The sequence below is a fragment of the Nonomuraea sp. NPDC003727 genome (genome assembly GCF_053586935.1).
The window spans coordinates 420510-446965 of record NZ_JBSFNE010000008.1 but is presented as its reverse complement, the minus strand read 5'-3'; the positions used below and the strand labels follow the sequence as shown (position 1 = coordinate 446965).

Annotated in this window: 22 protein-coding genes; 14 read left to right on the top strand and 8 right to left on the bottom strand. The window is 65.4% G+C overall.

What is annotated here, in order from left to right:
• Positions 1–253 (top strand): transposase (locus ACWDLG_RS22860; RefSeq protein ID WP_449922817.1); only part of this gene is annotated, 253 nt, incomplete at its 5' end.
• Between the two features lie 9 nt (positions 254–262).
• Here ACWDLG_RS22860 and ACWDLG_RS22855 read toward each other — a convergent pair.
• From ACWDLG_RS22855 to ACWDLG_RS22840, 4 genes are read right to left on the bottom strand one after another with little or no spacing between them, the layout of a single operon-like run.
• A complete protein-coding gene (locus ACWDLG_RS22855; protein WP_449922816.1) occupies positions 263–1183 on the bottom strand; it encodes a TauD/TfdA family dioxygenase in 921 nt (306 codons plus the stop codon).
• Positions 1184–1185: 2 nt separating this feature from the next.
• Entirely contained in the window at positions 1186–2421 is a 1236-nt protein-coding gene (locus tag ACWDLG_RS22850) for an ATP-grasp domain-containing protein (protein WP_449922814.1), read from the bottom strand.
• Entirely contained in the window at positions 2414–3853 is a 1440-nt protein-coding gene (locus tag ACWDLG_RS22845) for an argininosuccinate lyase (RefSeq protein ID WP_449922813.1), read from the bottom strand. Before ACWDLG_RS22845 ends, ACWDLG_RS22850 begins: the two co-directional genes overlap by 8 nt.
• Complete coding sequence (locus ACWDLG_RS22840; protein ID WP_449922811.1) at positions 3850–4884, bottom strand: cysteine synthase family protein; 1035 nt, start codon at positions 4882–4884, stop codon at positions 3850–3852. Before ACWDLG_RS22840 ends, ACWDLG_RS22845 begins: the two co-directional genes overlap by 4 nt.
• Positions 4885–5542: 658 nt before the next feature.
• On the opposite strand from ACWDLG_RS22840, the gene ACWDLG_RS22835 reads away from it, so the two are divergent.
• From ACWDLG_RS22835 to ACWDLG_RS22825, 3 genes are all read left to right on the top strand, one after another.
• Positions 5543–5785 carry a phosphopantetheine-binding protein gene (locus tag ACWDLG_RS22835; RefSeq protein ID WP_449922809.1) on the top strand — a complete coding sequence of 81 codons (243 nt, stop codon included), beginning with the start codon at positions 5543–5545 and terminating at the stop codon, positions 5783–5785.
• Positions 5786–6108: 323 nt separating this feature from the next.
• Entirely contained in the window at positions 6109–9195 is a 3087-nt protein-coding gene (locus tag ACWDLG_RS22830) for a non-ribosomal peptide synthetase family protein (RefSeq protein WP_449922807.1), read from the top strand.
• A gap of 53 nt (positions 9196–9248) precedes the next feature.
• A complete protein-coding gene (locus tag ACWDLG_RS22825; RefSeq protein ID WP_449922805.1) occupies positions 9249–10115 on the top strand; it encodes a GHMP family kinase ATP-binding protein in 867 nt (288 codons plus the stop codon).
• A gap of 296 nt (positions 10116–10411) precedes the next feature.
• On the opposite strand, the gene ACWDLG_RS22820 is transcribed toward ACWDLG_RS22825, so the two are convergent.
• Positions 10412–10834 (bottom strand): hypothetical protein, encoded by a 423-nt coding sequence (locus ACWDLG_RS22820; protein WP_449922803.1) that lies wholly within the window; start codon positions 10832–10834, stop codon positions 10412–10414.
• Between the two features lie 1274 nt (positions 10835–12108).
• Between ACWDLG_RS22820 and ACWDLG_RS22815 the strand changes: the two genes are divergently transcribed.
• Positions 12109–13482 (top strand): condensation domain-containing protein, encoded by a 1374-nt coding sequence (locus tag ACWDLG_RS22815; protein WP_449922801.1) that lies wholly within the window; start codon positions 12109–12111, stop codon positions 13480–13482.
• Positions 13483–13842: 360 nt separating this feature from the next.
• Complete coding sequence (locus tag ACWDLG_RS22810) at positions 13843–15162, top strand: MFS transporter (protein WP_449922799.1); 1320 nt, start codon at positions 13843–13845, stop codon at positions 15160–15162.
• A gap of 50 nt (positions 15163–15212) precedes the next feature.
• Here the strand turns inward: ACWDLG_RS22810 and ACWDLG_RS22805 are convergent, their stop codons facing one another.
• The 3 genes from ACWDLG_RS22805 to ACWDLG_RS22795 are packed head-to-tail and all read right to left on the bottom strand — an operon-like array spanning position 15213 to position 18534.
• Positions 15213–16418 (bottom strand): cytochrome P450, encoded by a 1206-nt coding sequence (locus ACWDLG_RS22805; protein ID WP_449922796.1) that lies wholly within the window; start codon positions 16416–16418, stop codon positions 15213–15215.
• Positions 16415–17410 (bottom strand): LLM class flavin-dependent oxidoreductase, encoded by a 996-nt coding sequence (locus tag ACWDLG_RS22800; RefSeq protein ID WP_449922794.1) that lies wholly within the window; start codon positions 17408–17410, stop codon positions 16415–16417. Before ACWDLG_RS22800 ends, ACWDLG_RS22805 begins: the two co-directional genes overlap by 4 nt.
• 11 nt (positions 17411–17421) lie before the next feature.
• Positions 17422–18534 (bottom strand): cytochrome P450, encoded by a 1113-nt coding sequence (locus tag ACWDLG_RS22795; protein ID WP_449922792.1) that lies wholly within the window; start codon positions 18532–18534, stop codon positions 17422–17424.
• Between the two features lie 1350 nt (positions 18535–19884).
• On the opposite strand from ACWDLG_RS22795, the gene ACWDLG_RS22790 reads away from it, so the two are divergent.
• The 8 genes from ACWDLG_RS22790 to ACWDLG_RS22755 all read left to right on the top strand — a co-directional run bounded on the left by ACWDLG_RS22790 (position 19885) and on the right by ACWDLG_RS22755 (position 26446).
• Complete coding sequence (locus tag ACWDLG_RS22790; RefSeq protein ID WP_449922790.1) at positions 19885–20802, top strand: phytanoyl-CoA dioxygenase family protein; 918 nt, start codon at positions 19885–19887, stop codon at positions 20800–20802.
• 77 nt (positions 20803–20879) lie between these two features.
• Positions 20880–21137 carry an acyl carrier protein gene (locus ACWDLG_RS22785; RefSeq protein ID WP_449922788.1) on the top strand — a complete coding sequence of 86 codons (258 nt, stop codon included), beginning with the start codon at positions 20880–20882 and terminating at the stop codon, positions 21135–21137.
• On the top strand, positions 21134–22513 hold the full coding sequence (locus tag ACWDLG_RS22780; protein WP_449922786.1) for an aminotransferase class III-fold pyridoxal phosphate-dependent enzyme: 1380 nt from the start codon (positions 21134–21136) through the stop codon (positions 22511–22513). Before ACWDLG_RS22785 ends, ACWDLG_RS22780 begins: the two co-directional genes overlap by 4 nt.
• Positions 22514–22548: 35 nt before the next feature.
• The gene (locus ACWDLG_RS22775) at positions 22549–22950 is read left to right on the top strand and encodes an acyl-CoA thioesterase (RefSeq protein ID WP_449922784.1); all 402 of its coding nucleotides are present in this window, start codon (positions 22549–22551) and stop codon (positions 22948–22950) included.
• Positions 22943–23419, top strand: coding sequence for a 3-hydroxyacyl-ACP dehydratase FabZ family protein (locus ACWDLG_RS22770; RefSeq protein ID WP_449922783.1), 477 nt, complete (start codon positions 22943–22945; stop codon positions 23417–23419). Before ACWDLG_RS22775 ends, ACWDLG_RS22770 begins: the two co-directional genes overlap by 8 nt.
• A gap of 8 nt (positions 23420–23427) precedes the next feature.
• On the top strand, positions 23428–24546 hold the full coding sequence (locus tag ACWDLG_RS22765; RefSeq protein WP_449922781.1) for a beta-ketoacyl synthase N-terminal-like domain-containing protein: 1119 nt from the start codon (positions 23428–23430) through the stop codon (positions 24544–24546).
• Positions 24536–25051: a hypothetical protein gene (locus ACWDLG_RS22760; RefSeq protein WP_449922780.1), complete on the top strand. Its 516-nt coding sequence runs from the start codon at positions 24536–24538 to the stop codon at positions 25049–25051. Before ACWDLG_RS22765 ends, ACWDLG_RS22760 begins: the two co-directional genes overlap by 11 nt.
• A gap of 3 nt (positions 25052–25054) precedes the next feature.
• Positions 25055–26446, top strand: a complete 1392-nt coding sequence (locus ACWDLG_RS22755; RefSeq protein WP_449922778.1) for a class I adenylate-forming enzyme family protein — start codon at positions 25055–25057, stop codon at positions 26444–26446.
• Positions 26447–26456: the final 10 nt, after the last annotated feature.

Below are 26456 nucleotides of genomic sequence, written 5' to 3'. Positions count from 1 at the left end.
GTGCCCACTCGGCGTTCGTCAGATCACCACGACCCATATGCCAAGAGTGACAAGACCAGCGCTCACCGTCAGGAGATCTAAGAAACAGCTCCTAGGCCGGCATCGCTGGGTGATCGAACGCACTATGTCCTGGTTGACCGGCTATCGTCGGCTCACCATCCGCTACGAACGCTACTCCGGCAACTACCTGGCCTTTCTCGGTCTGGCTGCTGCTCTGTGCTGCTACAAGCGGTTCATCCGGCTCACCACATAGGACACGCTCTTAAGCACGCTCACTCGCGACGGCATGCATGACCAGCATTTCCCTGTCGCCGGTGAAAGGTGTCATGCTGTGCGCGGTTCGGATGTTGTCCAACAACAGCACGTCTCCGGCATGCCAGCTCACATACGCCGTGACGCGGTCGTAAGCGCTGTCGACCGTTTCCACGTCGGCTGCCGTGAACGGCGATCCGTCACCGAGCGTGGTCTGGAACGGGAGCCCGAGCTGGCCCATGGATGAAACCAGGTACTCCCGTAGTGCGGAATCCAGGGTCCACTCACTGCAAAAGGCGAGCAGATTAGACCAGGCCGCTACTCGGTCGCGGCCGGTGAGGCGGAGGGCCGGGCGGCTGCGGCGAGTGATCAATGTGTCCGATGCCCAGTCAAGGTCTATCTCCTCCGCTGCGGCGTAGGCTTCGATTCCGGCCACGTCAAGACCGCCGAAGGCCTGCTGCCAGGACATCCCAAGAGGGCCTTCGGCATATCGGCGTATCAACGTCCAGCCGTGTCGCCGCACTCGATCGACAAGCCGCTCGGGTAGCTCGGACAGGACGAGGCGGCCGTCGGCCACGCCAGTGCACCCGCCGGACGCCGGCGGCCGTCGACAGGCGATCAACAGGTACGGCGGTGGCCGCAGCATCCAGCCGAGCTCGTGATGCATGCACATCGGCGATGTGCGCGGCCAGGCAGGTTGCGACCAGACGCCGGAACCCAGATCACGCCGTGCCGCGAATGGCTCGACCTGCGCAACGGCGGTCAGGCCGATCCGAGCGGCCAAGTCCACCAGGGCCGCCGCGTCCGTGATCCCCGCACCTCGTATCAGCAGCGCTCCGGTATCCGCGAGTAACACATCCGGATGGCCGACGGCCTCCACGTCGGTCCGTGCTGCCACCGCGAGCCTTGAGGTGTGCTTTGATCCGGCCATAGTCACGCCTCCTGTGCACGCGGCGGCACAATCTCAACTTTCAACATCGTGACAGCCTGGTCGGCCAGCTCGCCGGCGCGCTCTGCGCTGTCTCCGGTAGTGATCACGTAACCCAGTCGATCCAAGAATGAGCCCTGACGGACGATCACCTGTCCGGGGAAGGCGGATACGGCGGCGGCGACCACACCTGGTGAATCCAGAGCCTCGGATACGGGGGATGCCGTGCGCACTTCGCCGTCCTCGTCGGCGACCACGAAGCGAATGGCGGCAAAGCCCTGCCTGCTCGCATGGCGCCCGACCGGTCGTCCCGCCGTCCGGCAGATGTGTTCGCCGATCAGATCCCGCCCCGTGGCGGCGAGCAGAGCCTCCGGTATCATGCCGCCGGCCAGCCGTGGATTTACCTCGATGACATACGCTCTGCTGTCTACGATGCGCATTTCCACATGGGATGCGCCCCATCTCAGCCCTAGGGCGGCGACCGCTTTCCGAGCTTCGACCGTCAGCGTTTTCTCGGTGTCGGGGTCGATACAGGCGGGCAGGTCGTGACCGATCTCCAAGAACCCGCGGGTTTGATCGACGTGTTTTGCCACCACGGCACACACCTCTCCCGCCATCAACTCCACCGAGAACTCGGAACCATCGACATAGGATTCGACCAGGACCGCGCCGGGCAGCCGTCGGCCGCGTTCGTCGACGAGAACGGACAGAAGCTCCGCGGTGTGCCTGGAGACCTCCTGCGCGGTGTCGCAGCGTTGGACGCCGATCGAACCGGATCGACTGATCGGCTTTACCACCACCGGCATGCCGAGATTCACGGCAGCCGCGGCGGCCTCCTCGGGGGAGTGGACGAGATGAAATCCGGGAGTGCCCACGTCGTGCGCCGCAAAGCACTGGCGTTGATAGGCCTTGTTCCGGGCAGAGGTCAGGATTTCCGGGTCTTCACCCGGCAGACCCAGCGCTGCGGCGACACGCGCGGCTGCGGCGATGTAGTACTCGGAGCTGGAGGTCACGCCGACGATGCGCTGCCGATCTCCCAGGCTCCGAATGCCGGCCAGCACGTCAGGCAGCGATTCGGTGTCGCAAACAAGGTGAGGAATGCCTGACTCGGTCAGGAACGGATAGCGCAGCGGATCCGCACAGAGAACGTGTGGCGTCAGCCCCAGCGCGCGGGCTCGTTCGGCGAACAGAGCTCCGGTTCCTGTGGTGTTGCTTTCGACAAACACGACCGTGTCAGTCATCGCAGACCGCCGATACCGCTTGTTGTAGCAGCATGCTCGCCTGCTGTTCCTTCGTACGCATGAGCGTGATCTCTCGTCGAAGGTTGTGGCGCGACTCCCAGGCCGATGCCAACGCCTCCGAGCGACTGCCCGGCCCGCCGCCATAGCGGGTTCTGTCGGCGACGGCCAGCAGATCCCATGTCTCCATTCCTTGCGGGGGCCATTCACCGTCCCCGTTCCACGCGTCCAGTACGGCAGCCCCAATGCGCTCGTGCGCCTCTCGGAAGGGGATCCCGTGCCTCACCAGCTCGTTGGCCAGAAATGTGGCGTCGACGAAATCCCGGCCCTTTCCGGTTCCGGTCTCAGGCGGCCGTGGCCGCGCTCCCGCCACGGTCAACGCGGCCATGGCAAGCACCTTCCGCACCGTTTCCAGCGCCGGAGCGATGGGGGCCATCGCTTCTGTCCCCACCTCGATCGAGTTGGTGAAAGGGGCGGATTTGATCGCGGTGACCGCAGCGACCCAAGCCCCGACCACCCGGGCGGGCCGCGCCTTCAGATACTCCAGCAGGAAGGCATTGCGCTTCTGCGGCATCGCTGAGGAACTGCCCACCAGCCAGTCGGGGAATTCCAGATCGGCGAGTTCTGCGGTGCTCCACAACTGCAGGTCGGAAGCCAGGCGAGTCACCGTCACCGCCAGGTTGGCGGCGCTTCCCAGGGCTTCCACCGCCAGATCCCGTGAGGCGATCGCGTCTATCGCGTGCAGCGGACCCGTGTCGAAGCCCAGCAGGATGGCCGTGTATGCGGTGTCCAAAGGGAGATCGGTGCCGGCCACCGCATGCGCCCCTAGAGGACACCGGCGCATCGACCGCAGGCAGTGAAGCAAGCGATTCATGTCACGCTGCAACGCCAGAGCCACGCCCGTCAGATAGTAGCCGTAGGTTATAGGCATGGCAGGCTGATAGTGGGTGTGGATCACCATTGCGGTGTCCAGGTGCCGAGCGGCCGAACAGAGCAATGCGGTGAGCAGGCGGCAACCTTCAGCCAAGACCTCTAGGACCTGCGTGCGCAGACCGAGCAGTGTGGTCGTCGCGTTGAGATCGTTGCGGGAACGGGCGGTGTGAAGCAGCCCGCCGCCTTCTGATCCGCACAGCTCGCTGAGTGCCTGCTCGTAGGCGAGGTAAAGGCCTCTCGGTCGAGGGCGTGCCAGGATGGAGGAAAAGCCATCCGCCTGGACCTTGTCGACAGTCCGGAGAATCACGGCCGCTTTGTCTCGCGGAACAATCCCCTGCGCCGCCAGCATGACCAGATGGGCTCGGTCGACGCGACTTATCAGATGGAGCGTTTCCCGGTCACCGGCGTCGTCGCGCGGTCCGTAGTAGAGGCGATGTGCTTTGGCCGACAACCCGCCCTTGATACGCCCGGTGTCGGTGGAGTGCTGTCCCGGCCGCGTCACGGGGTCACCGGCCCGTCCTTGACTTCGGCCAACCTCCTGCGCGCCCACCGCATCCAGGTCCAGTGAGGCTCGCTGCCCGGCCGCTTCACCTCGATCGGCTCGGATGTGACGTGCATGCGAACGGGGTCGGCATCTAGCCAGGCGTCGTGGTAAACGCTGTCCAAATAGCGGTCGCCCTGGTCAGGCAGCAAGACGACCGTACGCATACCGGGGTTGCGGGCAGTCCACCAACGGGCTACCGCCATGGCCGCTCCAGAGGTCGGCCCTTGAAAGAGAGCATGCTCGCGATGCAGCAGGCGCGTGTGGAGGTAGGCGTCGGCGGCGGGGCACCAGTGCACCTCGTCGAACAGCGAATGGTCGAGGTTGCCCGGCAGGACGCTGTTGCCCAGTCCGCGTAGTTCTCGAACCCGGTCGGGCTGACCGAACAGAATGCTGCCGGGTGTGTCTACGGCGACAGCAGCCAATCCAGGATTGCGTCGTCGTAGGTGAAGCGCGGTGCCGCTCATCGAACCACCGGAGCCCACTGGCCCGATTAGGGCGTCCACCTCGCCCAGCAGCCCGATCAGATGATCGGCCAGCGAAGCGTACGAGGCGGCATTGAGCGGGTTGTCGTACTGCCGGGGCCAGAAGGTGTCGGGGTTCCGTTCTCTGATCGCTTGCAGCCGGGCCAGGCGCACCGTCTGGAACTCGCCGAGCGCCGACGGCGTCGAGCACATCTCCACGGTCGCCCCCAGATCCATCACGCGGCGGCAGAGCCGTTCGTCCATGGCGGGGTCGGTGACCAAAGTGAGCCGACGCCCGATGAGCGCGGCCTTTATCGCCAGGGCCAGGCCGAAGGTGCCGCTGGTGGATTCAACGATCAGGGTATTCGGGCCGATCTGCCCGTCGGCGACCCCTGCTTCGACGATGAAATGGGCGGGCAGCATCTTCATCAGCTTGAATGAAGCGCCCCAGAGGGCAGGCCCCAACGGGACGATATGCGGCAGCAGGTCCATACTGGCGGCGTTGACGGCGGGCTCGTGTTGGAGCATGGCCACTATGTTTGCTTGTCTTTCTGCGAGGCCACAGTTTCGTCTAGCGTGATCGATCCAAGCCATGTGTTAGTGGTTTAGGCCGTCGGCCGTCACGATGCGCCTGCGGGCATAGGTGGTGTCGACGTCCTGAACGCGGATACTGCGGCCGACTCGTCGGCGCGAGGATTCATCCGGAAGCGTGCCGCAGAGAACGCAGAAGCGCTCCGCGAAGGATCCGCCGGATACGAGCATCGGCGGCCCGCGCGTTCTTGCCGATCGCGGTCGAGCGTTCCGGAGAAGGCTTGACCATCGCACCGACCTCGCCAACTCTGCATGGCAGTCTCCACGACCGTCTCGGGTTGCTGCAGGGACTGGGACCGACTCGTATCCAGTGCTTATCCAACTGATAGCGAACAAGGCGGGCCGCCTGAGTCGTGATGCGACTCACCTGACCGGGCGGCGAGAGGCCAGTATCCCACAAGTGCCCGAAAAAGCGCAAAAATCCTCTTACTGTAACGACTAGTACCAACTATCCTGACTAGCGAGGTTGAACTATCAGTAGTGTGCTCGAGCGGGCGCCTTGATGTGCGGATGCTTCCTGCGGCGGCTTCGAGATCCGGATCCCGCCCCGGCACCGCGTTGAGGGCGTTGAGGACTCTGTCGATGGGCAGGTGGTGTGAGAGTGCAGCATGGTCGCGAGTACTTGGAGAAGCTCATTGGGCAAACGTTCGCCCAGGTGCTTGAGCGCGACACCGTGGGTCCCGATGACGACTTTTTCCTCCTCGGGGGCCACTCCCTGCTCGTCGTCCGCCTTGTGCGCTCCCTCCAGGCAGAGGGTGTCGAAATCAAGTACGAGTTCGTGTTTGACGGTAGAAGCATTCGGGGTATCGCCAATAAGTTGCTCCAGGCCCCGGACTAGCGGGGGTAAACCGTCTTCTAAACAGGACCGCGACTCCCAGTAAGGCGATTGACGGCGTCTGCCCTACTCCTCATATCGGGAGGGGAGGGCGAGGACAAGACTGGCCGGCCCGGTCAATCCACGCTGCGAGCGTCCTCCGAATTCTGGCCAATGTTTGATTCGAGCCGGCGTCGCCCGCCGCTGATTAGGCGACGTGAACATCTGCTCTGGCGGCAAACAAGACTGTGGCCGGTCGTTTCGGCTCTCGCCCAGACCATGCTCGTATCCTGTTTCTTTCGGAGGCAAAAGATCTTGAGCAGCGGAACCGTCGATCGGGGAAGTGCATGAGCCACGCAGACACGGAACTCGTTTCCGGCGTCGTTTCACCCACCACGCCGCTGCCGCCCTGGGCTCTACCGGAAGCGGAGCCAGGTCAGGGTAGCCGGGAGCGGACGCTACCGGCGCCGCTACACGAACAGCTCCAGCGTGTTGCCCAAGATCCCGCGGCCCTTGAACGGTTGATGTTGTCCGCGTGGCTGGCTGTCCTTTCTCGGTGTGTCGGCGAGCCGGACGTGGTGACAGCGTGCTTTACCCCGGACGGCACTGCGGTGTGCGTTCAGGGGCGGGTCGCCGACACCGGCTGGAGCGCTCTCGGCGACGCCTTACGCCATACTCCTTTGCACGGCCGTCCAGACAGCGCGGTGGACCTCTACGGTGCCGCGACCTCCGACGCGGCCGATCTGCTGATTCGGTTCAACGTCGCCGACGGGCACCTTCGCATCACCCACACAGCTCGCGTATCGCGAATCGCCGCCGAACGCGTTCTGGGCTACTTGGTCTTCGCGCTCACAATGGCGCTCTCCGAACCGGACGCCACGGCAGACCTGGCGGAGATGCTGAGCGACGAGGAGCGGCGCTACCAACTGGAAGATCTGTGCGGGCCGCGGATAGACAACGGCCCAGACGGCTTCGTTTCGGCCTTCCGGGCCCGTGTGGCAGCCCATCCCGCCCGGTTCGCCGTCCATCACGGCACAGATGCCCTGACCTACGCCGAGCTTGATGCGGCCTCCGAAAGAGTGGCCCTTCACCTGCGTAGTCAAGGCGTCACAGCCGAGCAGGCGGTGGCTGTGGTGAGTGGACGCCATCCTGCCTGGGTGGTGGCTCTGCTCGGGGTGCTGAAAGCCGGCGCCGTGTACCTGCCCGTCCGGCCGGACTTTCCCCCTTCTCGCGTCGAGGATCAACTCGCCCGCGCCGAATGCACGGTGGCATTGGCCGACGCCGACGGCGGCTCATTGATGAGTGCCGTGTCCGAATCGGCCTGGTCGGGTGTCGTGCTGCCGATCGACGATCTCCTGAGCCGTGAAGCCGATGGCGTCGAATTGCCGACACCGGCACTCCACCAGAATGCATATGTCTACTTCACCTCAGGCTCGACCGGTCGCCCAAAGGGCGCAGTCTGTGCCCATGACGGCATGATCAACCACCTCTGGGCCAAGGTCGACGACCACGATCTGGGGCCCGAGGACGTCGTGGCGCAAACCGCTTCGCCGTGCTTCGACATTTCACTCTGGCAGGTGTGCGCTCCGCTACTGGTCGGAGGGGCAACCGTGATCGTCGATACCGAACAGCAGCTCACGGTCGAGGACTTCGCGCAGCTGCTGATCCGGCATCGGGTGAGCACGATCCAGATCGTGCCGTCGTATCTTGAGGTGCTGCTCACGCACCTTGAGGCGGGGGCGGTCGAGCTACCTCGTCTGAAGTCGGTCTCGGTGACGGGCGAGGCGCTCAAAAGCGACCTGGTGCATCGCTGGTTCGCGGTCGTGCCAGGCGTACGCCTGATCAACGCCTACGGAGCGACCGAAGTCAGCGACGACACGATGCATGAGATTCTGGATGGCCCCCCTCGCCGGGATCTGGCCATTGTCAACGTCGGCCGGCCGCTGCGAAACATGCGCGTCTATGTCGTTGACGACCGGCAACGGCTCATGCCCCAAGGAGCCCGTGGAGAGATCGTCTTCGCCGGCGTATGCGTCGGCCGCGGATACGTCAACGACCCCGAACGCACCGCCGAGGTGTTCCTCCCCGATCCCTACTTTCCCGGTGAGGCGCTGTATCGCTCCGGAGACATGGGCCGATGGCTGCCGGAGGGGCGACTGGAGTTCCTCGGCCGCCGAGACGACCAGATCAAGATTCGAGGGCTACGAGTAGAGATCGGGGAGATTCAGGCCGCGTTGCAGAGCGTCCCGGGAATCTCGGCCGCGGCCGTCGTCCCCGTCGGCGAGGGCAACGGCAGGCGCCTGGTCGCCTTCTACGTGTCCGCCGATGACCTCACTGAAATCGATCTGCACGACCTGTTGTCCGCCCGGCTCCCCGCGTACATGGTTCCGGCCCATCATTTCCGGGTGCCCGAGCTACCGCTGAACGACAACGGCAAGACAGATCGGACGGAGCTGCAGCGACTCGCCGGCGCGCTGGCTGCCGACCGCCGCGCCTTCGAACCTCCGACGTCCCCGGCCGAACAGCGACTCGCCACCTTGTGGGCCGAGGTACTGGGCATGGCCGCCGGAAGGGTGGGCCGGTATGACGACTTCTTCGAGCTGGGTGGCACGTCTCTGTCGGCGATTCATCTCCTGTTGCGGCTGGAACACCGGCTGGCGATGGCGGATTTGCTGAACCACTCCGTGCTGGCCGATCAAGCGGAGATTCTGAGCGCGGCCGGCAACGCCGTTCCCGTCCGCCATGTCCACGAACTGAGCGGGGCAGGGACGGGCCGGCCGGAATTGCTCTGTCTGCCGGACGCGGGTGGCAACGCGATCAACTTCCAGCGGCTCGCCGAAGCAGCTGGGGATCGTCTGCAGGTGTTGGCGGTCGAGTTACCCGGGCACGACCTCGCCCGTCCGCACGAGAGGCTGATCTCGCTGCCTCGCCTGGCAGAGCATCTGGCCGACGAATTGCGCGGCAGATCCGGGCTCTATCTGTGGGGTCAAGGGGCCGGAGCCGCCGCCACCATACTCACCGCTCAGGCGCTGGAACGCAGTGGGATCGAGGTGGGCGGTGTGATCGTGGCCCTGGAGGACGCGGATCCCCTCGCGACCGTCTTGTCCGACGACGAAGTCGCAGACAGGCTTCGCCGCCGTCGCGCCTACGTGGAGTTCGACGGTGTGACCACCGCCCGGCTGGCCTTCGTCGCACGTGCGTGGCGGCACGACTGGGCGGAGGCCGAGCAGGCATTCGAAGGCTTCGGTGGAGACTTCGGTCTGGCCTGCCCGGTCATCGAGCTCACGCTCGACCCGACGCTTCCCTCAGCGCCCACTGGCGTCACCCCGGCGTCGTCCGGCCCGGACGGCGGGATCGACATAGCCCGCCACAATCCCGATCTGATTGTCGATGTGATCGACCGGCACCACGGTTCTTCACGCATTCGGTCATGACGCCGCTCAGACACCTCATCGACCGCCCTCACCCTGCCGCCGGCCGAGTGGGAATGGGCACCGCGCACGGCACCTTTGGTGAGTTGCTGCAAGGAGCCTTACCCGGGCCGGGCGAAGCCCGTGGTGAGGGGCGGTTTCTCGTCACTCTGCCGATGGCTCGCTGGTCGAGTGCATGGTTTGAACTGCGACCGCCTGGCGCCGGGTTGACAGTGCATCCGGCGGTCAGCACGAAGGCCGCGGCGCTGGCCGAAGCGCTTTTGATCGAGCTGGGGCATTCGGCAGACGGCTCGCTCTTTCTGCACAGCAGCATCCCTATGGGAAAGGGACTCGCCAGTTCGTCCGCTGACATGGCGGCGACGGCACGCGCCGTGATGGCGGCCCTCGTACGTCGGATCCCGCTATCGCGACTTGGTGCGATGATGGCCGCCATCGAACCCACCGACGGGGTGATCCACCCAGGAATCGTGGCTTTTGATCATCGTCGTGGTGAGCATCTGCGGACCTTGGGCCGCCTTCCCGCCCTGCAGGTGGTGGCAGTGGATCAGGGCGGGGTGGTGGACACGGTGATGTTCAACAGTCGCGCGCCCGGTTATGATGCGGGGGAGCGGCGCCACTACCAGCGCCTGCTCGACGAGCTCGGCCGCGCGGTCGAATCTGCTGATGTGGCCGAAGTCGGTAGGATCAGCACGTTGAGCGCAGCTCTAAATCAGTCCCGGATGCCGAACCGCAACTTTGCGGCGCTAAGTGACATCTCCCGGAGTATCGGCGGCCTGGGGCTCGTGGCCTGCCACAGCGGAACCATGATTGGTATTCTGTTGGATCCCAGGTGGAACGACTATCGATCGCGGCTGTCCCATGCGGTTCACCAGGCGAACACCCTGCCCGGACACACGCATCTGTTTCGCACGCTGACAGGCTGATCGGTGTATCGGCGCGCCGGACCGAAGTTCACCGGGCTCATGCCTTCAGGGCGAGGCTGCGCAGGTGGGCGACGGCCTGAACGGCATGCTGGACTGCCTCCTCGTTGTCGTCGGGCGCGCAGAGTCCTGTCGCTCGTCAAGACCGGGTAATGCCGGGCGAGTCATCCCTCGCCACGCTCAGAGGGCGAACCTCCCTGCACGCCGGCCCGCGAAATCGCACTACCGCCGGCAGCGCGATTTCGCGTCCATGGAGGGCGGCTCCGTAACGCCATCAGGCGGGATGGTGTCGGCTACCGTCAGGTATCCATGGCGTACGAATGGCCGAGATGAGAAGGGCCGAGTCGCCTCGGCTCCGCTGAGAGCCGCTCGTCGGATGGACGGTCTCCACGATCACCGAATCGCGTAGACAGAGCGACGGTCGGCGCCGGAAGATCAGCGAAGCTGCTCCGGAAGGTTGCGACGTGGAGAACTGTCGGCGAGATCACGGCACGAGTCAACGCCACATACAGTCTGGGCAGCCCTGCGGGCTTTGCTGCCGCGATCTCGGCGGGTTCCAGCAGAATCACATGATCGAACTCAAGGCCCTTGGCGATGTTGTCCGCGAGTACGCTCACCCGTTCGGCGCCTTCGACCGCTGAGTTGTCTGGCGACAGCACCCGATGGCCGATGGCGTCCAGGGCGGCCGACATCGAAGGCGCCGAGGCTTCCGAGCAGATCACACCGATCGATCCGTCTCGGCCGAGAACCTCGGCAACGACGGCGGACAGCCGCTCCGCAAGTGAGGCGACGCGTACTACGCGGAGCGAGTCGCTTCCGGCGCGCAGCGAATGCGGAATGGCGAGCGACGGTGCGATGGACGGTAGAAGTCGTGCGGCAAAGGCGAGACCTCGCCTGGAACCCGAACGCCCAGTGTGAGTTCGACGACCTCACCGTTCAGGTTGAGGCACGACAGGACGCCTTCCCAGGATCGTGTTGCCCACGGTGGCGTCCGCCAGATCCCCCAGAATCGTGGCCGAGCCGCCGGCGCAGCGCCACGCCAAAGCCCGCAGCTGCATCTAGTGCTGTGCCTCCCGAAGAATATCGGCCTGTCGGGGTGATCGACGAGAGCGGCGACGCGGTCGTTCAACGCCGTTTCCAGGGCCTGCCGGGACGCCTGTGATCCAGGCGAGTCGCCTGCCGCGTCGGCAGACAGCCCCTGTGTGCTCTCCCGCATTCGCCGTAGCTCCCGGCGGGTGGTGGCCGCATATTCCCGCTTGGCCTTCAGGACCGGATCCATGTCAAACTCCTTCTCGATTGTCGTTGTTTTCAGGGACGGAATCGTGACGGCGTGCGGCGCCAAATGACCTGACCCCCGACGCGAGGTTCCCATGAGCCGTTCGGGGAGGAGTTCGGTTTCTGGCTGTTCGTCCTCATACATCCCCGGTCTTGCCGGTGTTGACGACTATTGCGATATGACGCATTGCTTCGGAGTCGACGGGTACGGGCGCACAATCCCGGGCGAGGTGGTGAGTATCGGCCGGTGTCGTTTGAGAATGTGAATGGCGCTGCTTTCCGGGGGGTGTGGTGGAAGACTTTGATGACGCCTGAAAGTCGGCTGGTTCTCCGAAACCTTAACCGTGCCGACGAAGACAGCCGGGAAGAGGCAGGCGAGTCGGCGGCGACGACCTGCATCTGCTCACGAATGTACGCCGGCAGGGCCGATCGCGTGGCCGAGGAAGTCGACCTGTACAACCCGGGAAACGCCGCAGTCCGTCATGCGACCGGGCACTGGGGCGGCGCTCGCATAACAGAGTCCCTGAGAATTCGAGGTTGGCGCCTCCGTTTCCGGGTGCGACCGATGCGCAGAGGTCGGTTCCGTGCTTTGATGCGGCAGGCGATAGTGCAGATGGCTTGCATTGCCTCCGCGACTGCGATAGGCAGTAGAAGAGCGGACTTCGGTTCGCCTGATTGCCGAGGAGCCGGTGAGGCCGGAGTGTGCGACGAAGGAGCATCGTTGGGCATCGATATCGAACCCGGACGGCCTCGCGGAAGCGCAGTCATGCCGGCGAGCGCAACGGAACGGGTTTATCGGCCCGCTTTGAGCGAGCAGCGTGGCATCTGGCTCAGCTGCCTATTTCAGTCGGACGGGTCCGTCTATGTCAATGCCTACGCCTTCCTGTTGGAGGGCGCCTTGGACCTTGGGGTACTGGACGCCGCGTTCCGCGGCCTGGTTCGTCGACACGAGGTTCTCCGTACCGGACTGTCTCAGGATGAAGACGCGATCGTGCAGTTCACGATTCCCGCCACGAATGAGAGCGTACTCGACGTCGAGGACAGAGCAGGTGTTCCGGTTTCGTCTGCGGATGTGGAGCGATGGATATCTGAGCAGGAAAGCTTGTCGTTCGACCTCGAGCATCCGCCCTTGATGCGCGCGAAGGCCTTACGTATTGACGTCGACCGATTGGTTTTGGTGGTGCTGATGCATCACATTGTCGCCGACGGAGAGTCTCCGAGGATATTGTCCAGCGAGCTGAGCCGACTCTATGAGGAATGTTCGAAGGGACTGAATGGCGATGTGCCGGTTCGCCGGCTGCCGGTTGAGCGTATTCGGCGCGAGCAGCTGTGGCTGGCTTCCGAGGAGTATTCCTCTGCGCTTCGCGAGCGTGTCGCCGAACTGGAGTCGGCGAAGGTGATCAGCCTTCCGCCGTCGGATGCCGAAGGCTCTATCGAGGGAAGTATTTCCTTATCGGTGCCGGTGCACAGAGTTGGCTCGTTCCTGGAGTACGCGCGCTCCCTCGGCATCACGGACTTCGGTGCATTCTTTGCACTCTTCGCGGGGCTTCTATGTAGATTCTCTGGCGAGACGGATTTTATCGTCGGCGTGGCGATGAGCACTCGCGACGAATCGACGAGAAACGAATTCGGCTGTTTTGTTAACATGGTGCCTGTGGAAGTGTCCGTGCGTGAGGACATGACGACCGAGGGGCTGTTGCACTCCGTCAGCGCTTCCATCTTCAAGGGCCTGGTGTGGCGCGACCTTCCTTTCGACGCGGTGGTGGCGTCGACCCCCTCCCTGAGACCGGTCAATCGGCCGCCTGTGGTACAAGTGGTTTTTGGGCTGGAGCAGGACCCGGATGAAGTGGTGGGCCTGTCTTTTCCCGGAGTGAAGAGTGTCAACATTCCAGTGATGGGTACCGTCCTGGAGTTCGAGCTTGAGTGCGTCTGTCGCTTGGAGGCCGGGGAGTTCGTCTCGTCTCTCTACTGGTCGAACAAGATTGGGCGGAGGCGTGCCGAAGAGTTCCTTGACGCGATGGGCAAGACCGCGGAGTGGCTGGGCGCCAACCTTGGCGCGACCCTGGCCGGCTGGCCCGTCGAAAGGCGCTGGTAGCTTTCGCTGCGAGGAGCCGCCTCGACCGGCGGCGGTCCGAGATCTCTGATCGGCCCCTGTGGAGCGCCTCTCCTCGCTGGTCGCGCTCTCATCGGTGATCAGGACAGGAACGGCGTCAGCGACGATCTCCTTCGCGAGAGCGCGAAACCTTCCCCCTCCGAGTTCGCCGGTCGTCACAGGAACCCAAAAGAAGGCGCGTTTGCCGTCGACCGTTCGATTCGGTGGACAGCACCATCTCCGGTGGGTATCTTTCTCCGGGTCCCGACCGTCCCTGTCCGAAACCGAAACCGGTGAACCCACCGCCTCCGTAAATGGCGCCTCAAGCAGGGTGACCGTGCTCGCATCCAAGGAAGACGCTTCGTGACAGACATCGTTCCGCTGCGCAAAAACGTACGTTTTCAGCTGCTGTGGATTGGTAGTGCGGTCTCCCAATTGGGGTCGGAGCTCACCAGGCTCGCCATGCCGCTGTTGGTGCTGGCGCTCACCGGCTCGCCTGGGCTGGCAGGCGTCGTCGCCGGAGCTCGGACCCTCGCCTTCGTCGCGGTTCAGATGCCGGCCGGCGTCTGGGTGGACCGGTGGGACCGCCGCCGCACGCTCATCATGGCCCAAGGCCTCCAGGCGGTTGTCTCCGCGCTGCTGACGGTGCTCATCCTCATCGGCCGCGTGGAGATCTGGCAGTTCGTCACGCTGGCGGTGCTGGACGGGCTGTGCGCCGCGTTCATCGGTCCCGTTCAAGACACCGCGATCCGCGGCATCGTCCCGCCCAGCCAACTGCACAGTGCCTACGCGCAGGAGGAGGCCCGTACCCACGCGGCGGGGCTCCTCGGCCCTCCGCTCGGCGGCGTGCTGTACGGGCTGGGGCGGGCGGTGCCATTCGTCGCCGACACCATCAGCTTTCTCGCCGCCACGCTGTTCTACGTGTTTGCGAAGGTGCCGCGCCGTCCGACGGACGAGCCGCAGAACCCGGAAGGGGATGATGACGGCCAGGAGCAGCGACCAAGCCGGCGCGGCATGCGCCGGGAAGCGGCCGAGGTCTTCGCATGGCTGTGGCACCAGCATGGCCTGCGCGAGGTCACCGCGGCGGTGATGGTTCTCAATCTGCTGGGCGGAGCGTTTCTCATTCCGCTGATCGTGCTCGTCGGTGAGCGCGGTGGTGATGCGCGCCTCACCGGAGTGGTCCTGACCGGTCTCGGAATCGGCGGACTGATCGGTGCGCTGCTGTCGGGCCGGATCAGCAGGCTCCTGCCTCCCGGCAAACTACTGCTGGCCGTTGTGACGGTCTTCGGCGTCTCGCTGGCGGCCACGGCACTGCCCTGGGGGGCATGGTGGCCGATGATCCCGTTGGTGTTCATCACCTTGGCGACCCCCTCGCTGAACGTGGTGATGGGCGTGGTCGTCGCGCGTATGGTGCCGCAGTCGATGCTCGGCCGGATGGGCGCAGTCCTGAGCCTGGGCGGGACGGCGCTCAAGCCCCTGGGGCCGGTCCTCGGCGGGGCTCTGGCCGCAGCGCTGGGCGGCGCCGGGGCGCTCGTCGCGCTGGGCGGGCTGCTCGGCCTGACCGCCGCGCTGGCCTCGCTCAGCTCAGAACTGCGTCACTTCACCGGACAGGCTTCCACGGACGGTGGCGACCCCTCGGGCGATGGCGAGGCCCCGCCCCCTCCTCCTAGGTGCGCGGTCTGATGCCGGGAATCGGCCCGGCGAGTATCAGACCGGGTCGTACGGGGAGGCCGTCACCATGCCACCGGTAGTTCGTACACGCCGAAGGGGGCGCCATCCGTCCTGAGAGCCAGCTCGTCGTCTTCGACGGTGATCCGTAGTCCGGGCAGGCGGGTGAAGAGCGTGCGCAGGCTGATCTCGATCTCCGCGCGAGCGAGGTTCGCGCCCAGGCAGGTATGTATGCCGTGACCGAAGGCCAGATGCCTTCCCGTGTCGCGATGAATGTCGAACTCGCCAGGGTGGTAAAAGACGCGCTCGTCGTGGTTGACCGACGCGCCGAGCACGAAGATTCCGTCCCCGGCACGAATGGTCTGGCCACCGAGGGAGATGTCCTCCGTCGCGACGCGATCGAAGGTGAACCAGTCGGTGATGCTGTGGAAGCGCAGCAGTTCTTCGACCGCCGGCCTCCACAATTCGGGGTTGCCCTTCAGTTCGTCGAGCAGGCCGGGGTGGCGCAGCAGCGTCAGCACGCCGAGCGAGATCATGTTCGATGTGGTGAGGTGGCCGGCGGTCAGCAGAAAGAACGCGACCCCGGCGACTTCTTCCCGGGTGAAGGCCCCTGTTTCGAGGAGCCGGCCGACGATGTCGTCTCCCGGGGACTGTGAAGCCTCCTGAACGAGCGAAGCGATGCAGTCCCGCATCTCCACGATCGCGGTCACCTTGGCCAGCGGATCCACCAGCGGGAAATTGTCGGTCGCCCGGATACGGGAGAGAAGAAAGTCGTGGTTGCGCGACGGCACGCCGAGCATCTGACAGAGCGTCAGAGCCGGAAGCGGGAGCGCCACAGCCTTGACGAGATCAGCCTGCGTGCCCTGAGCCTCGACGGCGTCGATGAGCCGGTCCACGGTCCGCTGGATGCTCGGTCGCAGCTCGTTGACTTTCCTCAGGCTGAACTCCTGGACCAATGCCTGGCGGAATCGGGTGTGCTCGGGCGGGTCGAGGTCGACGAATTCGCCTGCCGAATCGCGGGACTGAGCCTCGATCACCTCCGGAAGCGGCGGATCGGCGGAGAACTTCGCGTAAGGATGGCCAGGCGTCGTCGGGCTCGTACTGACGCGGTGATCCTTGAGCAGCGTATGCCCTTCCTCGTTCCGTGTGATCAGCCAGATCGGCCCGCCCGGCAGGTCCACGGACACGACCGGCGCCTCGGCTCTCATGTCGGAGTAGGCCTCCGGCAACGCGAACGGGCAAGTGCGGTCCACGGGAAAGCGGTGGCTCATGGCTGGGTCCCCGCCCATGCTCGCAGCCGTTGAACGAGGACTCCCATGTGCTCGAAGTCGGCCCGCGTCATGGGCGTGTCGAAGAGGACGGTGTGCACGCCTTTCGCGATCACCATGCCGAGGTTCGAGGCGACGGCGTCGTAGTCGCCGACTAGATACGGGCAGTCCGCCTGGAAGGAACGGAAAGGGGTCAGCGTGAAGCAGGAGCCGCTTCCGTCCTCGTTCTCGTTCTCGACCGCCAGGTCTTGTTTCCACACCGAATCGGTGTTCCCCATGCTCAGCCGGAGCATCTCGCGACCTACGGGGTCGTCCGGGAAGCGCAGCCGTGCCACGGTCGCCGCCTCGGCGGCCGTGGGGCGCACGACGACACCCACATTCACCGCGCCCAGGCCGTGCGGGACCTTCTCGGGGGTCGACGGATACATTCCCATCGGGATCGCTCCGAGTGACTTGGCGGTACGGCCGGCGTCGTCGGAGCGTCCGGCAAGGTACATCCTCGGTCGGAGGTCGGCGGGCAGCGACGGCGTCAGTCGCAGATCACTCGTCCGGTAGAACCGGCCGTTCCAGGTGACCGGCCCGCCGTCCAGGAGAAGCATCAACACTTCGGCGTATTCCTGAAGGCGCGCATAGCGATCCCGATGGTCAAGGTCGTCGCAGACGGCGGCCAGTTCGCTCACCGCCGCCCCGGTGATCAAATTCAGATCCACCCTGCGCCGGTAGAGCTCCGCGATGGACAGGAGCGACCGGGCGGCGGCGAATGGGTGGGTGTACAGCGGATTGACGGCGACCATGGGCACGAGGCGACGGGAGGCCGAGACGATCGCAGTCGCGCCGACCCATGGGTCGAGGACGGCGCCTGCTCCGGTGAACAGCAGAACTCCGTCGAGGTCGAACTCGTCCGCCCATCGCGTCACGTCAATGGCCGAACGCGCGGACAACGCGGGATCCGCCACTCGGGGCACCGTGGTCAGAAAGCGGAGTTCAAGGCCCATTCCCAGCCTCTCTAGATTCGACTCACATGCGAAACCGGCGGCGAGAAACTCGTTGTGGCGTGCGGATGGCGACCGATCCTGCTGACCTTGAGACGCTCCGTCCGTAGCATGGACACAGCCGCAGTGAGCCATTCGGTGGCGAATCGTGCACCCACGCACGACCCTGGGCCGCTCCCGAAAGACAGCAGCCCTCGCGGAGACGCCTCCTGCCAGCGATTCGGCCTGAACTCGTCCGGATGAGCCCACACATCCGGGTGGCGCTGAACCGCGTAGACGAATACGTGGATCTCGTCGCCGGTCAATGCCGAGACGGGCCCCACGCTCTGATCGCTTACCACCGTTCGCCGGAGTCGCCACGAAGGCGGCCACAGCCGGAGACACTCCAGAGCGATCCACCGGGGGTCCATGTCACCGAGTTCCCGACGCGGTACCGGTCCGCGCAGAGCCAACTGGCTGTCGGAAAACAGAACGGTCAGAATCCAGGCCAAGGCGATGGACGTCGAGGCGACGAACGCCGCGGTCCGGCGTAGGTACAGGTCGCCGATCCTGGCCGGAAAGTCCGGCTCCCCCTCGAAGCCGAGGTTCGCGGGAAAGAGTTCCGGCCAGGAGTCCGCCAGACACATTCCGGCTTCCACCGAGCTGCTCTCGAACAGCCTCTCGTTCTGCCGTTTTGTGATGGTTCCCAGAATGGTCGGGACGAACACGCTCTCAAAAAACGTCCGCACGGCGCCCTCAAGCTGTTCGCTCGCTCCACAGCCCATGGGAACCTTGAGCGCGTCCACCAGGCTCCGGACGCATATGCGGTGCAGATCTCCGTCACCGGAGAGGATGCGCTCCACGGCGATCCCGGCGGACTTCACGGGGTCCTGTTCGTAGAGCCGCTGCACCACCCACCGGTTCAGCGCCTTCCGCGCCTCGTCCGGCAGCGGGCCCGAACCGTTTCGCCAGAACGGGGGAGTGCGTGCGAGGGATTCATCCGTTCCGGCCAGCGTCGTACGGGCCAGCTCTGGATGGCAGACGATGATTTCGCCGGACAGCGTGCGATAAACCGACCGTCCTCGGCGCCTCTTCTCTATCTTCAGGATTTCTTTCCAGAGATTACTGTTGTTGAACAGCAGGCCCATTGCTGTATCGGCCTCGCCTCGCTCGTCGAAGTGTCTTCCGACCTGGCCGCAGTGACTGGAAAGGCGTCCGGCGGGATCCCTGTGCTCGATGCGGCCGATTCCGGAGGCCCTGGAAGTGAAGCGAATCGCACCCCTTCGGCGTAGCCAATGACCGAAGGTAGTCGTCACTAACGGACCGTTCGAAAGTATGGCAGCCGAACCGGTGTGTCAAGCTCGCGTGTTGATTCATCGGAATCGCCACCTGAGCCTCCGCGCCGCCCGCATGACTGATACCGGCAGCCTGAGCACGACCGGATCGCGTGGCTATATCCGCTCATCCGGCCAGCGACAATGAGGCCCTCTGATGACCGCACGGTCTGGAGGCCGCTATTTCCCCGTGCGGTTGTACTTGTAAGGAGCCTGTGACCGAGTGTGATCGTCGCTCGGGCAATTCCGATGTTTCGCCGTCGAGGACATGTCAAGTGCGGGCGCGGGGAGACGGTCCGATCGCACTGTGCCTCAAGGGCCGGGGGCGTGGTTCTGTGATACTCCGGTCGTCGCCCCGGCGTGCGCCGCGTGTACTCGTACGACACATGAGCCACGATCGCCACTTGGTTTGCTCGCACAGCGTGTCACCTTCGTAAACGCATTTCTCCTGCGCCGTGACCGCGCCCCCGGCCGTCTGCGGTCGCATGCCGCCGGGCGGGGGATTAAGAGGGGTGGCGCCGTACGGACTCACGCGACGGTTCTTGATGAATCAACGCGCATGCTTGACACGCCGGTTCGGCTGGAATACTTTTAAACAGTCTGTTAGTGATGGTAATACTCGGTCACGAACTTCGTTGAAGGGATGCAAATCATGCGAGTGATTCGCTTCGCCGCCAGGGCCGTCGGTATCGGCCGTGTGATGCGCAAAAACCCTACCGGTCGCTATTTCTATCACTACGCCTAAGTCGAAGGCGGACGCGGAGCTCCGTGGACTGTTTTCGGCTCGGACTGGGCACGCTGACGGCCAAGGCTTTTAGCTGACCGCCGGCGTGGCCGGGTACGGATGTGGCGAAGCCTCTGGTGTTGGAGCTGTCGGGGCAAGATTGTTTCGAATATGCCAGGGGCCTCGCGTGTTGTTTAAAATCAGATTGTGTTTCGTTACTGCTTCAAGCCTGACATCGCGTGTCCTTTCCGGCCCGCTCCCGCTGCAGGCGGCCAGGTCGGTATGGCGCACACCCGGCCTCAGAACAACAGGCGGTTCCGGTGCCGTGCCGAAGGCCGCGGAAGGCGTGCTCGTGGCGGCCTTGCCTAGGCGGTTGTCGGCTGATGCGACCTTCGTGGGGCCGGTGCCGTGATTCCCTCGCGTGGTGATGGTGGAAATTCGTGATTGATTATCGAAGTGTGTCGCATTTCAAGGCATTTGGATTCGTCGTCCTTCGCGGACTGCTGACCGAGACCGAGACGGCGCGGCTTCGCGCCGAATCCGTCACTGCCCTGACGGAGGCGTACGGGGCCACCGTCTGGGACGAGGACGTCGACGCGGCCGCGGTGCCCGCTTACGTCGTTCCCACGATGAACGCCGACACTCCGTTCGCCTCCAGCCTGGTGGCCGACGATCCCAGATTCTGGCAGGCGTCACACCACCTCATGGGCGGGCCCACCGTGCCCACGAACAGTGAGGCGACGTGCTACTGCGCGAACACCAGGTGGCATTCCGACATGGCTGCCGAAGTGCAGGGTGTCAAGTTCATGGTCTACCTGGACGCGTGCACTCCCGATTCCGGCCGGCTTCAGGTGATGCCCGGATCTCATCTGGGGGTGCCGTGGACCGCCTTCTGGGAGCATATGAGTCAGGACCCGCACCGGCAGGGAGTGTCGGTGGATTCCCGAGAGTGGTCCATCCCCTCCTATGACATCGAGACGGAGCCCGGCGATGTGATCGCCTTCCACTCCAATCTGCTGCACGCTTCGGCGGGAGGGAGCCTCAGGCTGTCCTGGGACACCTCGTACTTTCTCTATCCCGCTCTGGCCGGCACCGAACAAGGCGAGCTCATCCGAGATGCCATCCTGCATACGGGCGACTATTCAGGACACGCATACGACCACGAAAAGTGGGCGACGTGGCGTGACTGGGTCGCCTCGGCCGACACCGATCCGCGGACGACCGCCGTCCGGCGGCTGGAGCGACTCGGGGTGTTGAAAGTGGAAGGCGCCGATATCGGGACTCCCCGATGGCAGCCCAAGCTGATCAACCCTTTCCCGCTGTTTTCTGGTGCGCCGTTCAAGGCGCGAGGCAAGTAGGTGGTCGGCCGACCGGCCGGGGGCTGAGTTGATGTCTCGGCGGCCTGCCGGCCGTCCGCTGGACACGGAGGGGTTCCATGGAGATCGAGGATCGGCTTCGACGAGTTCTGCATAACGATCTGTTTGTGGAAGCAGGGCCGGATGAGATAGGCGTGGAAGACAGTCTCCGAGCCGTGCACGGCTTGGACTCCCTGGCTTTCGTCGAGCTCCGAGTGCAATGCGAGATGATTTTTGGTGTGAAGATCGAGGACAAGGACTTCTCATCGGAGAATTTCAAGAGCCTGCACACCGTCGCCGATCTCGTGCGCCGCATCCAGGGGCCTGCTGAATCGTGACGGACATCACGACGCCCGAGATGCTGCAGATTCTGCAGCGCGGCCGGGAGCTTCACCTCGACCATTACGCATCCGGTCGCCTGCCGTTCGCCGCCGTGGGCGGCAGCGGATCGCGGCAGCGGATGACCGAGTTGGGCGGCCCCGGCGCGGGCAGGACGTGGGAAGTCCTCGACGCGAGCGGTGGTTACGCTAGCGCCTGCCTGGGCATGGGTCACGCGGCGATGGTCCGGGCGCTGGCCCGAGGCGCCCTGCTGGAGCAGGCCACCGACGAAATCGGCTCCCTGGAACGGGCGCGGCTTCTGATCGAGCTGTTTGGCGACGACGGACTGCTGTCCGATCATTTCCCGCCGGGCGACTACCACGTCAGCGGTCGCAACTCCGGCTCCGAGGGCATGGAACTCGCGATGCGCCTCGTATGGGAGTCACGAATCGACCGTCACACGATGCGGTTATCGGCGGACCGGGGCGAGCGTGATCTCGTCCTCGCCTTCGAGGGGGCCTGGCACGGCTGGACGGGCGGTCTGGTCCAGCTGCTCAACCGGCGCCATTTCCGGGTGGGTCTGCCGGGCGCGGACACGGCGCGACCGTACGGGATAGCCGTCGACCACCTGCCGTTCGGTGACGCGGACGCCCTGGAAGCGTATGTCGCGGAGAACGGTCACAGGCTGCTGGCCGTCGTGGTCGAACCTGTCCAGGGCGACGCGGGGATTCTGCTCCCTCCTCGCGGATATTTGCGCCGATTGGCCGACCTGGTGCGCGACAGCGGCGCACTCCTGGTGGCCGACGAGGTCCTCACCTTCGGCAAGACGGGTGCGTTTCTCGCCATGACGGACGAGCACGGTCCGATTCCGACGGATGTGACGGTCATCGGGAAGAGTCTCGGCATGGGGACGGTGCCGGCGTCGATGGTCATCGCGCGGCGTTCGCTCACCGTTCGCGGCTCCGGGGCGGTGGCGACCTCGGATCTGCGGCCGATCGCCTGCGCGGTGATCCGGGCGGGCCTGGAGGTCATTGTCGGGAACGATCTGCTGAACCACTCCGCGATTCTCGGCAAGCAACTCGGCATACTGCTTCGGAAAGAGCTCGTCGAGGCGTTTCCGGCTGTGTACCGGGAGGCGCGCGGTGTCGGGGTGCTGCACGGCGTCGAGCTCACCGAACCCGCCTCGGCGAGAATGGCCGGCCTGCGCGAACATGTGATCCGAGCCGGTGTGTACGTCGAGTTCATGGCGGGAGCGGGCCGGCGAACAGGCGGTCAGCGCTATCTCTTCCCGGCCATGCGCATCGCACCCCCGCTGATCACGTCCCCGGCGGAGATCGACGAGATGGTGGACAGGATCGTCGCCGGCTCACGCACGTTTGTGCGGGCGTCCGAGTGAAGGAGTTTCGTGAGATCTTCCGATCGGTGGAACACGTGGACACCGACGCGTCGGGTGTCCTGCACTTCGCACGGTACGCATCGCTCCTGGAGACCGCGGTCCTTGAGAATCTCGACCGACTCGGTTTCGGACTCGGGTGGCTCGGCTTGAAGGGATTCGAGCTGGTCGTCGCCGAGCTGCAGATGAAGTACGTGAGACCCGCCCGATACGCCGACACGTTGCGTATCGCAACCACGGTGGAGCATGTCGGCGGAGCCGCGTTCCGGCTGGCCGGGACCCTGTGCCGCGACGGTCGCACCGGGCCCGAGGAGGACCTGCTGGCGCGCGGTCGTCTCGTGATGTGCGTGGCCCGTCGTACCGACGGTCTGGCCGTACCGTTGCCGGACGAGGTCCGATACGGGCTCCAGGCCTGTCTCGCGGGAGGCTCGGATGACTGAGGAGACCCCCAGCACGCTGGGATTCACCGAGATCAAGCAGTGGTTGCGACACCGGCACCCCATGATCTACATCGATAGGGTCCTGGACTATCAACCGGGCAGGCGTCTTCGCAGCCTGACACTCGTCTCCGGAACGATGGACGTCATCTCCGGACACTTCCCAGAACGGGCGATCTATCCGGGAAGCCATCTCATCCAGGCGTTCGCGCAATCCGGCATCATCCTCTACCAGATGAGTACCTCGATGCTCGAAGACGACGAGCTGAGCCTGATCGGTTCGATCCAGTGCAGGTTCACGAAGATCGTCGTGCCGGGCGACCGGATCGTCTTCGACGTCAACTCCGACCGTCTGATCGAGAACACCTTCCACTTTTCGGGCCGGGCCACTGTGGAGGGCCGATCGGTCGCGGCCTTCCGCGCCTCGCTGATCCGCGTCAAGGTCGACGAACTGGGGCGACAGCTGTGGTGAAAGAGGCGGTGGCGGTCACCGGGATGGCCTGGGCCACAGCTCTCGGCACCGGCCTCGACGACGTGTGGCTGAGGCTGCTGCAGGGGCGGAGCGGGTTGCGCGAGGTCGAGTCGGACCATCCGCTGCGCAACCTGTTGGCGGCCCCGCTCGACTCCCCGCCCCAGACCTGGGACCCGCTCCGCAGGCAGGTGGACCTCACCTCGGCGACCCTCACCAGGGCGATGGGCCACGCCGGCCTCGGCACGCGTGCGGATCCCTTGATCATCGTCGGCACGAGCTTCGGCCCGCACCTCGATGATCCCGATGTCGACGGGCTGCACGCGTGGGTGGCCGAGGCGTCGCTGAAGTCCGGGGTATCCCGTCCGCCGCTCTCGTTGTCCTCCGCGTGCTCGTCCGGATCCGATGCCATCGCCGTGGGGGCGCGGCTGATCGAGGAAGGCGAGGCGCAGGCGTGTGTGTGCGGGGGCGCCGACATCCTCACCCCTGCGAAGCGCCTGGCGCACACCGCGCTCGGCACCATGTCGCCAACGCTGCTGCGCTCCTTCGACCGGCGCCACGACGGCACACTCCTGGGGGAGGGGGCCGCGTTCTGCGTACTGGAACCACTCGGTTCCGCCCGGCGGCGGGGGGCGCCCGTCTACGCGATCGTGCGCGGGAGCGGCGCATCGAACGACGCCGCGAGCATGGCGGGACCGGACCCCTCCGGCGACGGCGTCCTGTTGGCCCTCCAACGGGCGCTCACCGCGGCCGGGGCCGTCCCCGACGAGGTCGCCGTGGTCAACGCCCATGGTTCGGGCACACAGGCCAACGATTTCGTCGAGGCCATCGCGCTGTCCCGGCTGTTCCGAGGAGTGCGGAAGCCGGTGGTGTTCGCCACGAAGGGAGCGTTCGGCCACACTCTCGGGGCAACCGGCGCGATCGAGGCCATCGCCGTCGTCATGGCTCTGCGCAGGCGTGTCGCCCCGGCCGTATACGGGCTTGACGACCTGCCGCAAGACTTTCCCCTCCCCGTTCCCGTCGGCGGTCCGCGTGAGCTCGGTTCCGGCCTGGGCGTCAGCGTGACCCTCGCGTTCGGCGGCTTCAACACCGCTCTCGTCTTTCAGGCGGTGCCCGGCGATGTGGGGTGACGATTCCCGGCTGGACGTCGTAGCGAGCGCACGGATACGCGGCTCCGGGAACGACAGTGAAAGGCTGGGGCCCGCCATCGGGTACACCGACCCCGTCGCAGGGCTGATCGCCAAGGCGGTACGGGAGTCGCTGGTCACTCTCGGCGGAGCGGACGGACTAGGAGAACGCTCGGACGTCGGCGTACTGGCGGTCAGCGAGACGGCCACGAGACACACGCTGCGGCAACTCGCGGGCAACGTGAGCAGCGGAAGACTGTCGCCCGCGCGGGTCGCGGGCGCGACCGCCGGAACGCTGGCCGGGTTGACGTGCATCGTCTTCGGGTTTCGCGGGCCGAGCCTGGTGCTGACGTCGCCGCCGGACGCCGTGCGCCGTACGACGGCGATGATCGCGTACTCCTGGCTGGCAAGCGGCTGCGGACATGTCGTCGTGTGCGAGCACGAGATCGAAGCCAGTGCCGATCATGACGTGCGGGTAAGCGTCCTGCGGCGTCTCGACCGAAGATAAGACATGACGACCGCTCCTGACCTTCCTCCGTTACCCGAGGTCGAGACGTACCTGGACGGCGTCGTCGACCTGGACGCCGACGCGCGGACGCCGGTCTCGGCGGGGCGGATCGCCCACGAGCTGACCGGTCGCGGCATTCGAGCCGGAGAACTGGTCCTGATCCGCATGCCGAACGGCACGGCCCTGCTGGCGTGCTTCTTCGGCGTGCTCTTCGCGGGCGGCATCCCCGCGCTGCTCCCGTTGAGCACGCCGACCCCACGGGTGCGCGAACTCGCCGCCGCGTTGGGCGCCCGCCTGCTGATCGTGCCGCGAGGCGCCGTCGCGCCCGTCCCCGGCGAACGGCAGGGCGTGGGCGTGGTCGACTGCGTCAGGCTGCCGCACGTCGAACCCGAACGGTACGAGCGGGACGACGTCGTGCTCCTGACCTCGGGAACGTCGGGAACCCACAGCGCATGTCTGCATCGCGTGTCCTCGCTTCTGCTCAACGCGCGCCGGCACGCCGAATCGGTCGGGCTGAGATCCTCCGACACCGTGTTGGTGAACCTGCCGCTCAACTTCTCGTACGCCTTGGTCGCCCAGGCTCTGGCCGGCCTGCTCACCGGAAGCCGGCTCGTGCTGTCGCCTCCACTCCTGAGCCCAGCGGCATACGCCACGGTGCTGGCCGATCACCGGATCACCAGTTCGTCGCTCACTCCCTACCTGGTGCGAACCCTGCTGACCCCGGATGGGTGGCGGACTGGCTCGCTGCGGATGCTCACCGTCGGCGGCGACGCGCTGGAGCCGGAGAACGCCCGGCGGCTCCTGCGGCAGGCGTCAGACCTTGAGCTGTACCTCACCTATGGACTGACCGAGGCGGGCCCGAGGGTGAGCACGCTGGCCGCCCACCGCGAGCCGGCCGAGCGCCTCTCCTCCGTCGGCCGGCCGCTGGATGGAGTGCGGGTGACGTTACGGGCGCCTGACGAAAACGGTGTCGGTGAGCTGCTGGTCACCTCCGACACCGTGATGCGCCGAAGGCTGGGCATCGTCGAAGGCCGGTCGGATCGCGCGCCGGTCGATCACCGGCAGCTCGTCACCGGTGACCTCTTCAGCATCGATGGGGATGGATACCTCTACTTCTGCGGTCGCCGTTCGGAAGGTGTGGTGGCCCACGGCCACAAGGTCGCGTTGTCGTCGGTCAGGCGGATCGCCGACACTGTGCCAGGAGTCGCGTGGTCCGCCACGCGGCCGTATCGCGCGGACGGAGGTGAGACATGGTACGAGCTCGACCTCTATGTGAGGGAACCGGAGCCGCACGAGGTGGAACGGCTGAAGCGGGCCGTACTGCGCCTGCTCGCCCGAGCCGAATGGCCGGCGCGCATCACGGTATTGCCCGCATACGGCAGGACGCACAAATGATGCACGGCCC

Coding starts and splice junctions, on each gene's coding strand:
- ACWDLG_RS22850 (WP_449922814.1), bottom strand. CDS start 2,421: ATGACTGACACGGTCGTGTTTGTCGAAAGCAACACCACAGGAACCGGA.
- ACWDLG_RS22805 (WP_449922796.1), bottom strand. CDS start 16,418: ATGAGCCACCGCTTTCCCGTGGACCGCACTTGCCCGTTCGCGTTGCCG.
- ACWDLG_RS22760 (WP_449922780.1), top strand. CDS start 24,536: ATGTGGGGTGACGATTCCCGGCTGGACGTCGTAGCGAGCGCACGGATA.
- ACWDLG_RS22840 (WP_449922811.1), bottom strand. CDS start 4,884: ATGCTCCAACACGAGCCCGCCGTCAACGCCGCCAGTATGGACCTGCTG.
- ACWDLG_RS22755 (WP_449922778.1), top strand. CDS start 25,055: ATGACGACCGCTCCTGACCTTCCTCCGTTACCCGAGGTCGAGACGTAC.
- ACWDLG_RS22800 (WP_449922794.1), bottom strand. CDS start 17,410: ATGGGCCTTGAACTCCGCTTTCTGACCACGGTGCCCCGAGTGGCGGAT.
- ACWDLG_RS22825 (WP_449922805.1), top strand. CDS start 9,249: ATGGGCACCGCGCACGGCACCTTTGGTGAGTTGCTGCAAGGAGCCTTA.
- ACWDLG_RS22855 (WP_449922816.1), bottom strand. CDS start 1,183: ATGGCCGGATCAAAGCACACCTCAAGGCTCGCGGTGGCAGCACGGACC.
- ACWDLG_RS22770 (WP_449922783.1), top strand. CDS start 22,943: ATGACTGAGGAGACCCCCAGCACGCTGGGATTCACCGAGATCAAGCAG.
- ACWDLG_RS22795 (WP_449922792.1), bottom strand. CDS start 18,534: ATGGGCCTGCTGTTCAACAACAGTAATCTCTGGAAAGAAATCCTGAAG.
- ACWDLG_RS22830 (WP_449922807.1), top strand. CDS start 6,109: ATGAGCCACGCAGACACGGAACTCGTTTCCGGCGTCGTTTCACCCACC.
- ACWDLG_RS22785 (WP_449922788.1), top strand. CDS start 20,880: ATGGAGATCGAGGATCGGCTTCGACGAGTTCTGCATAACGATCTGTTT.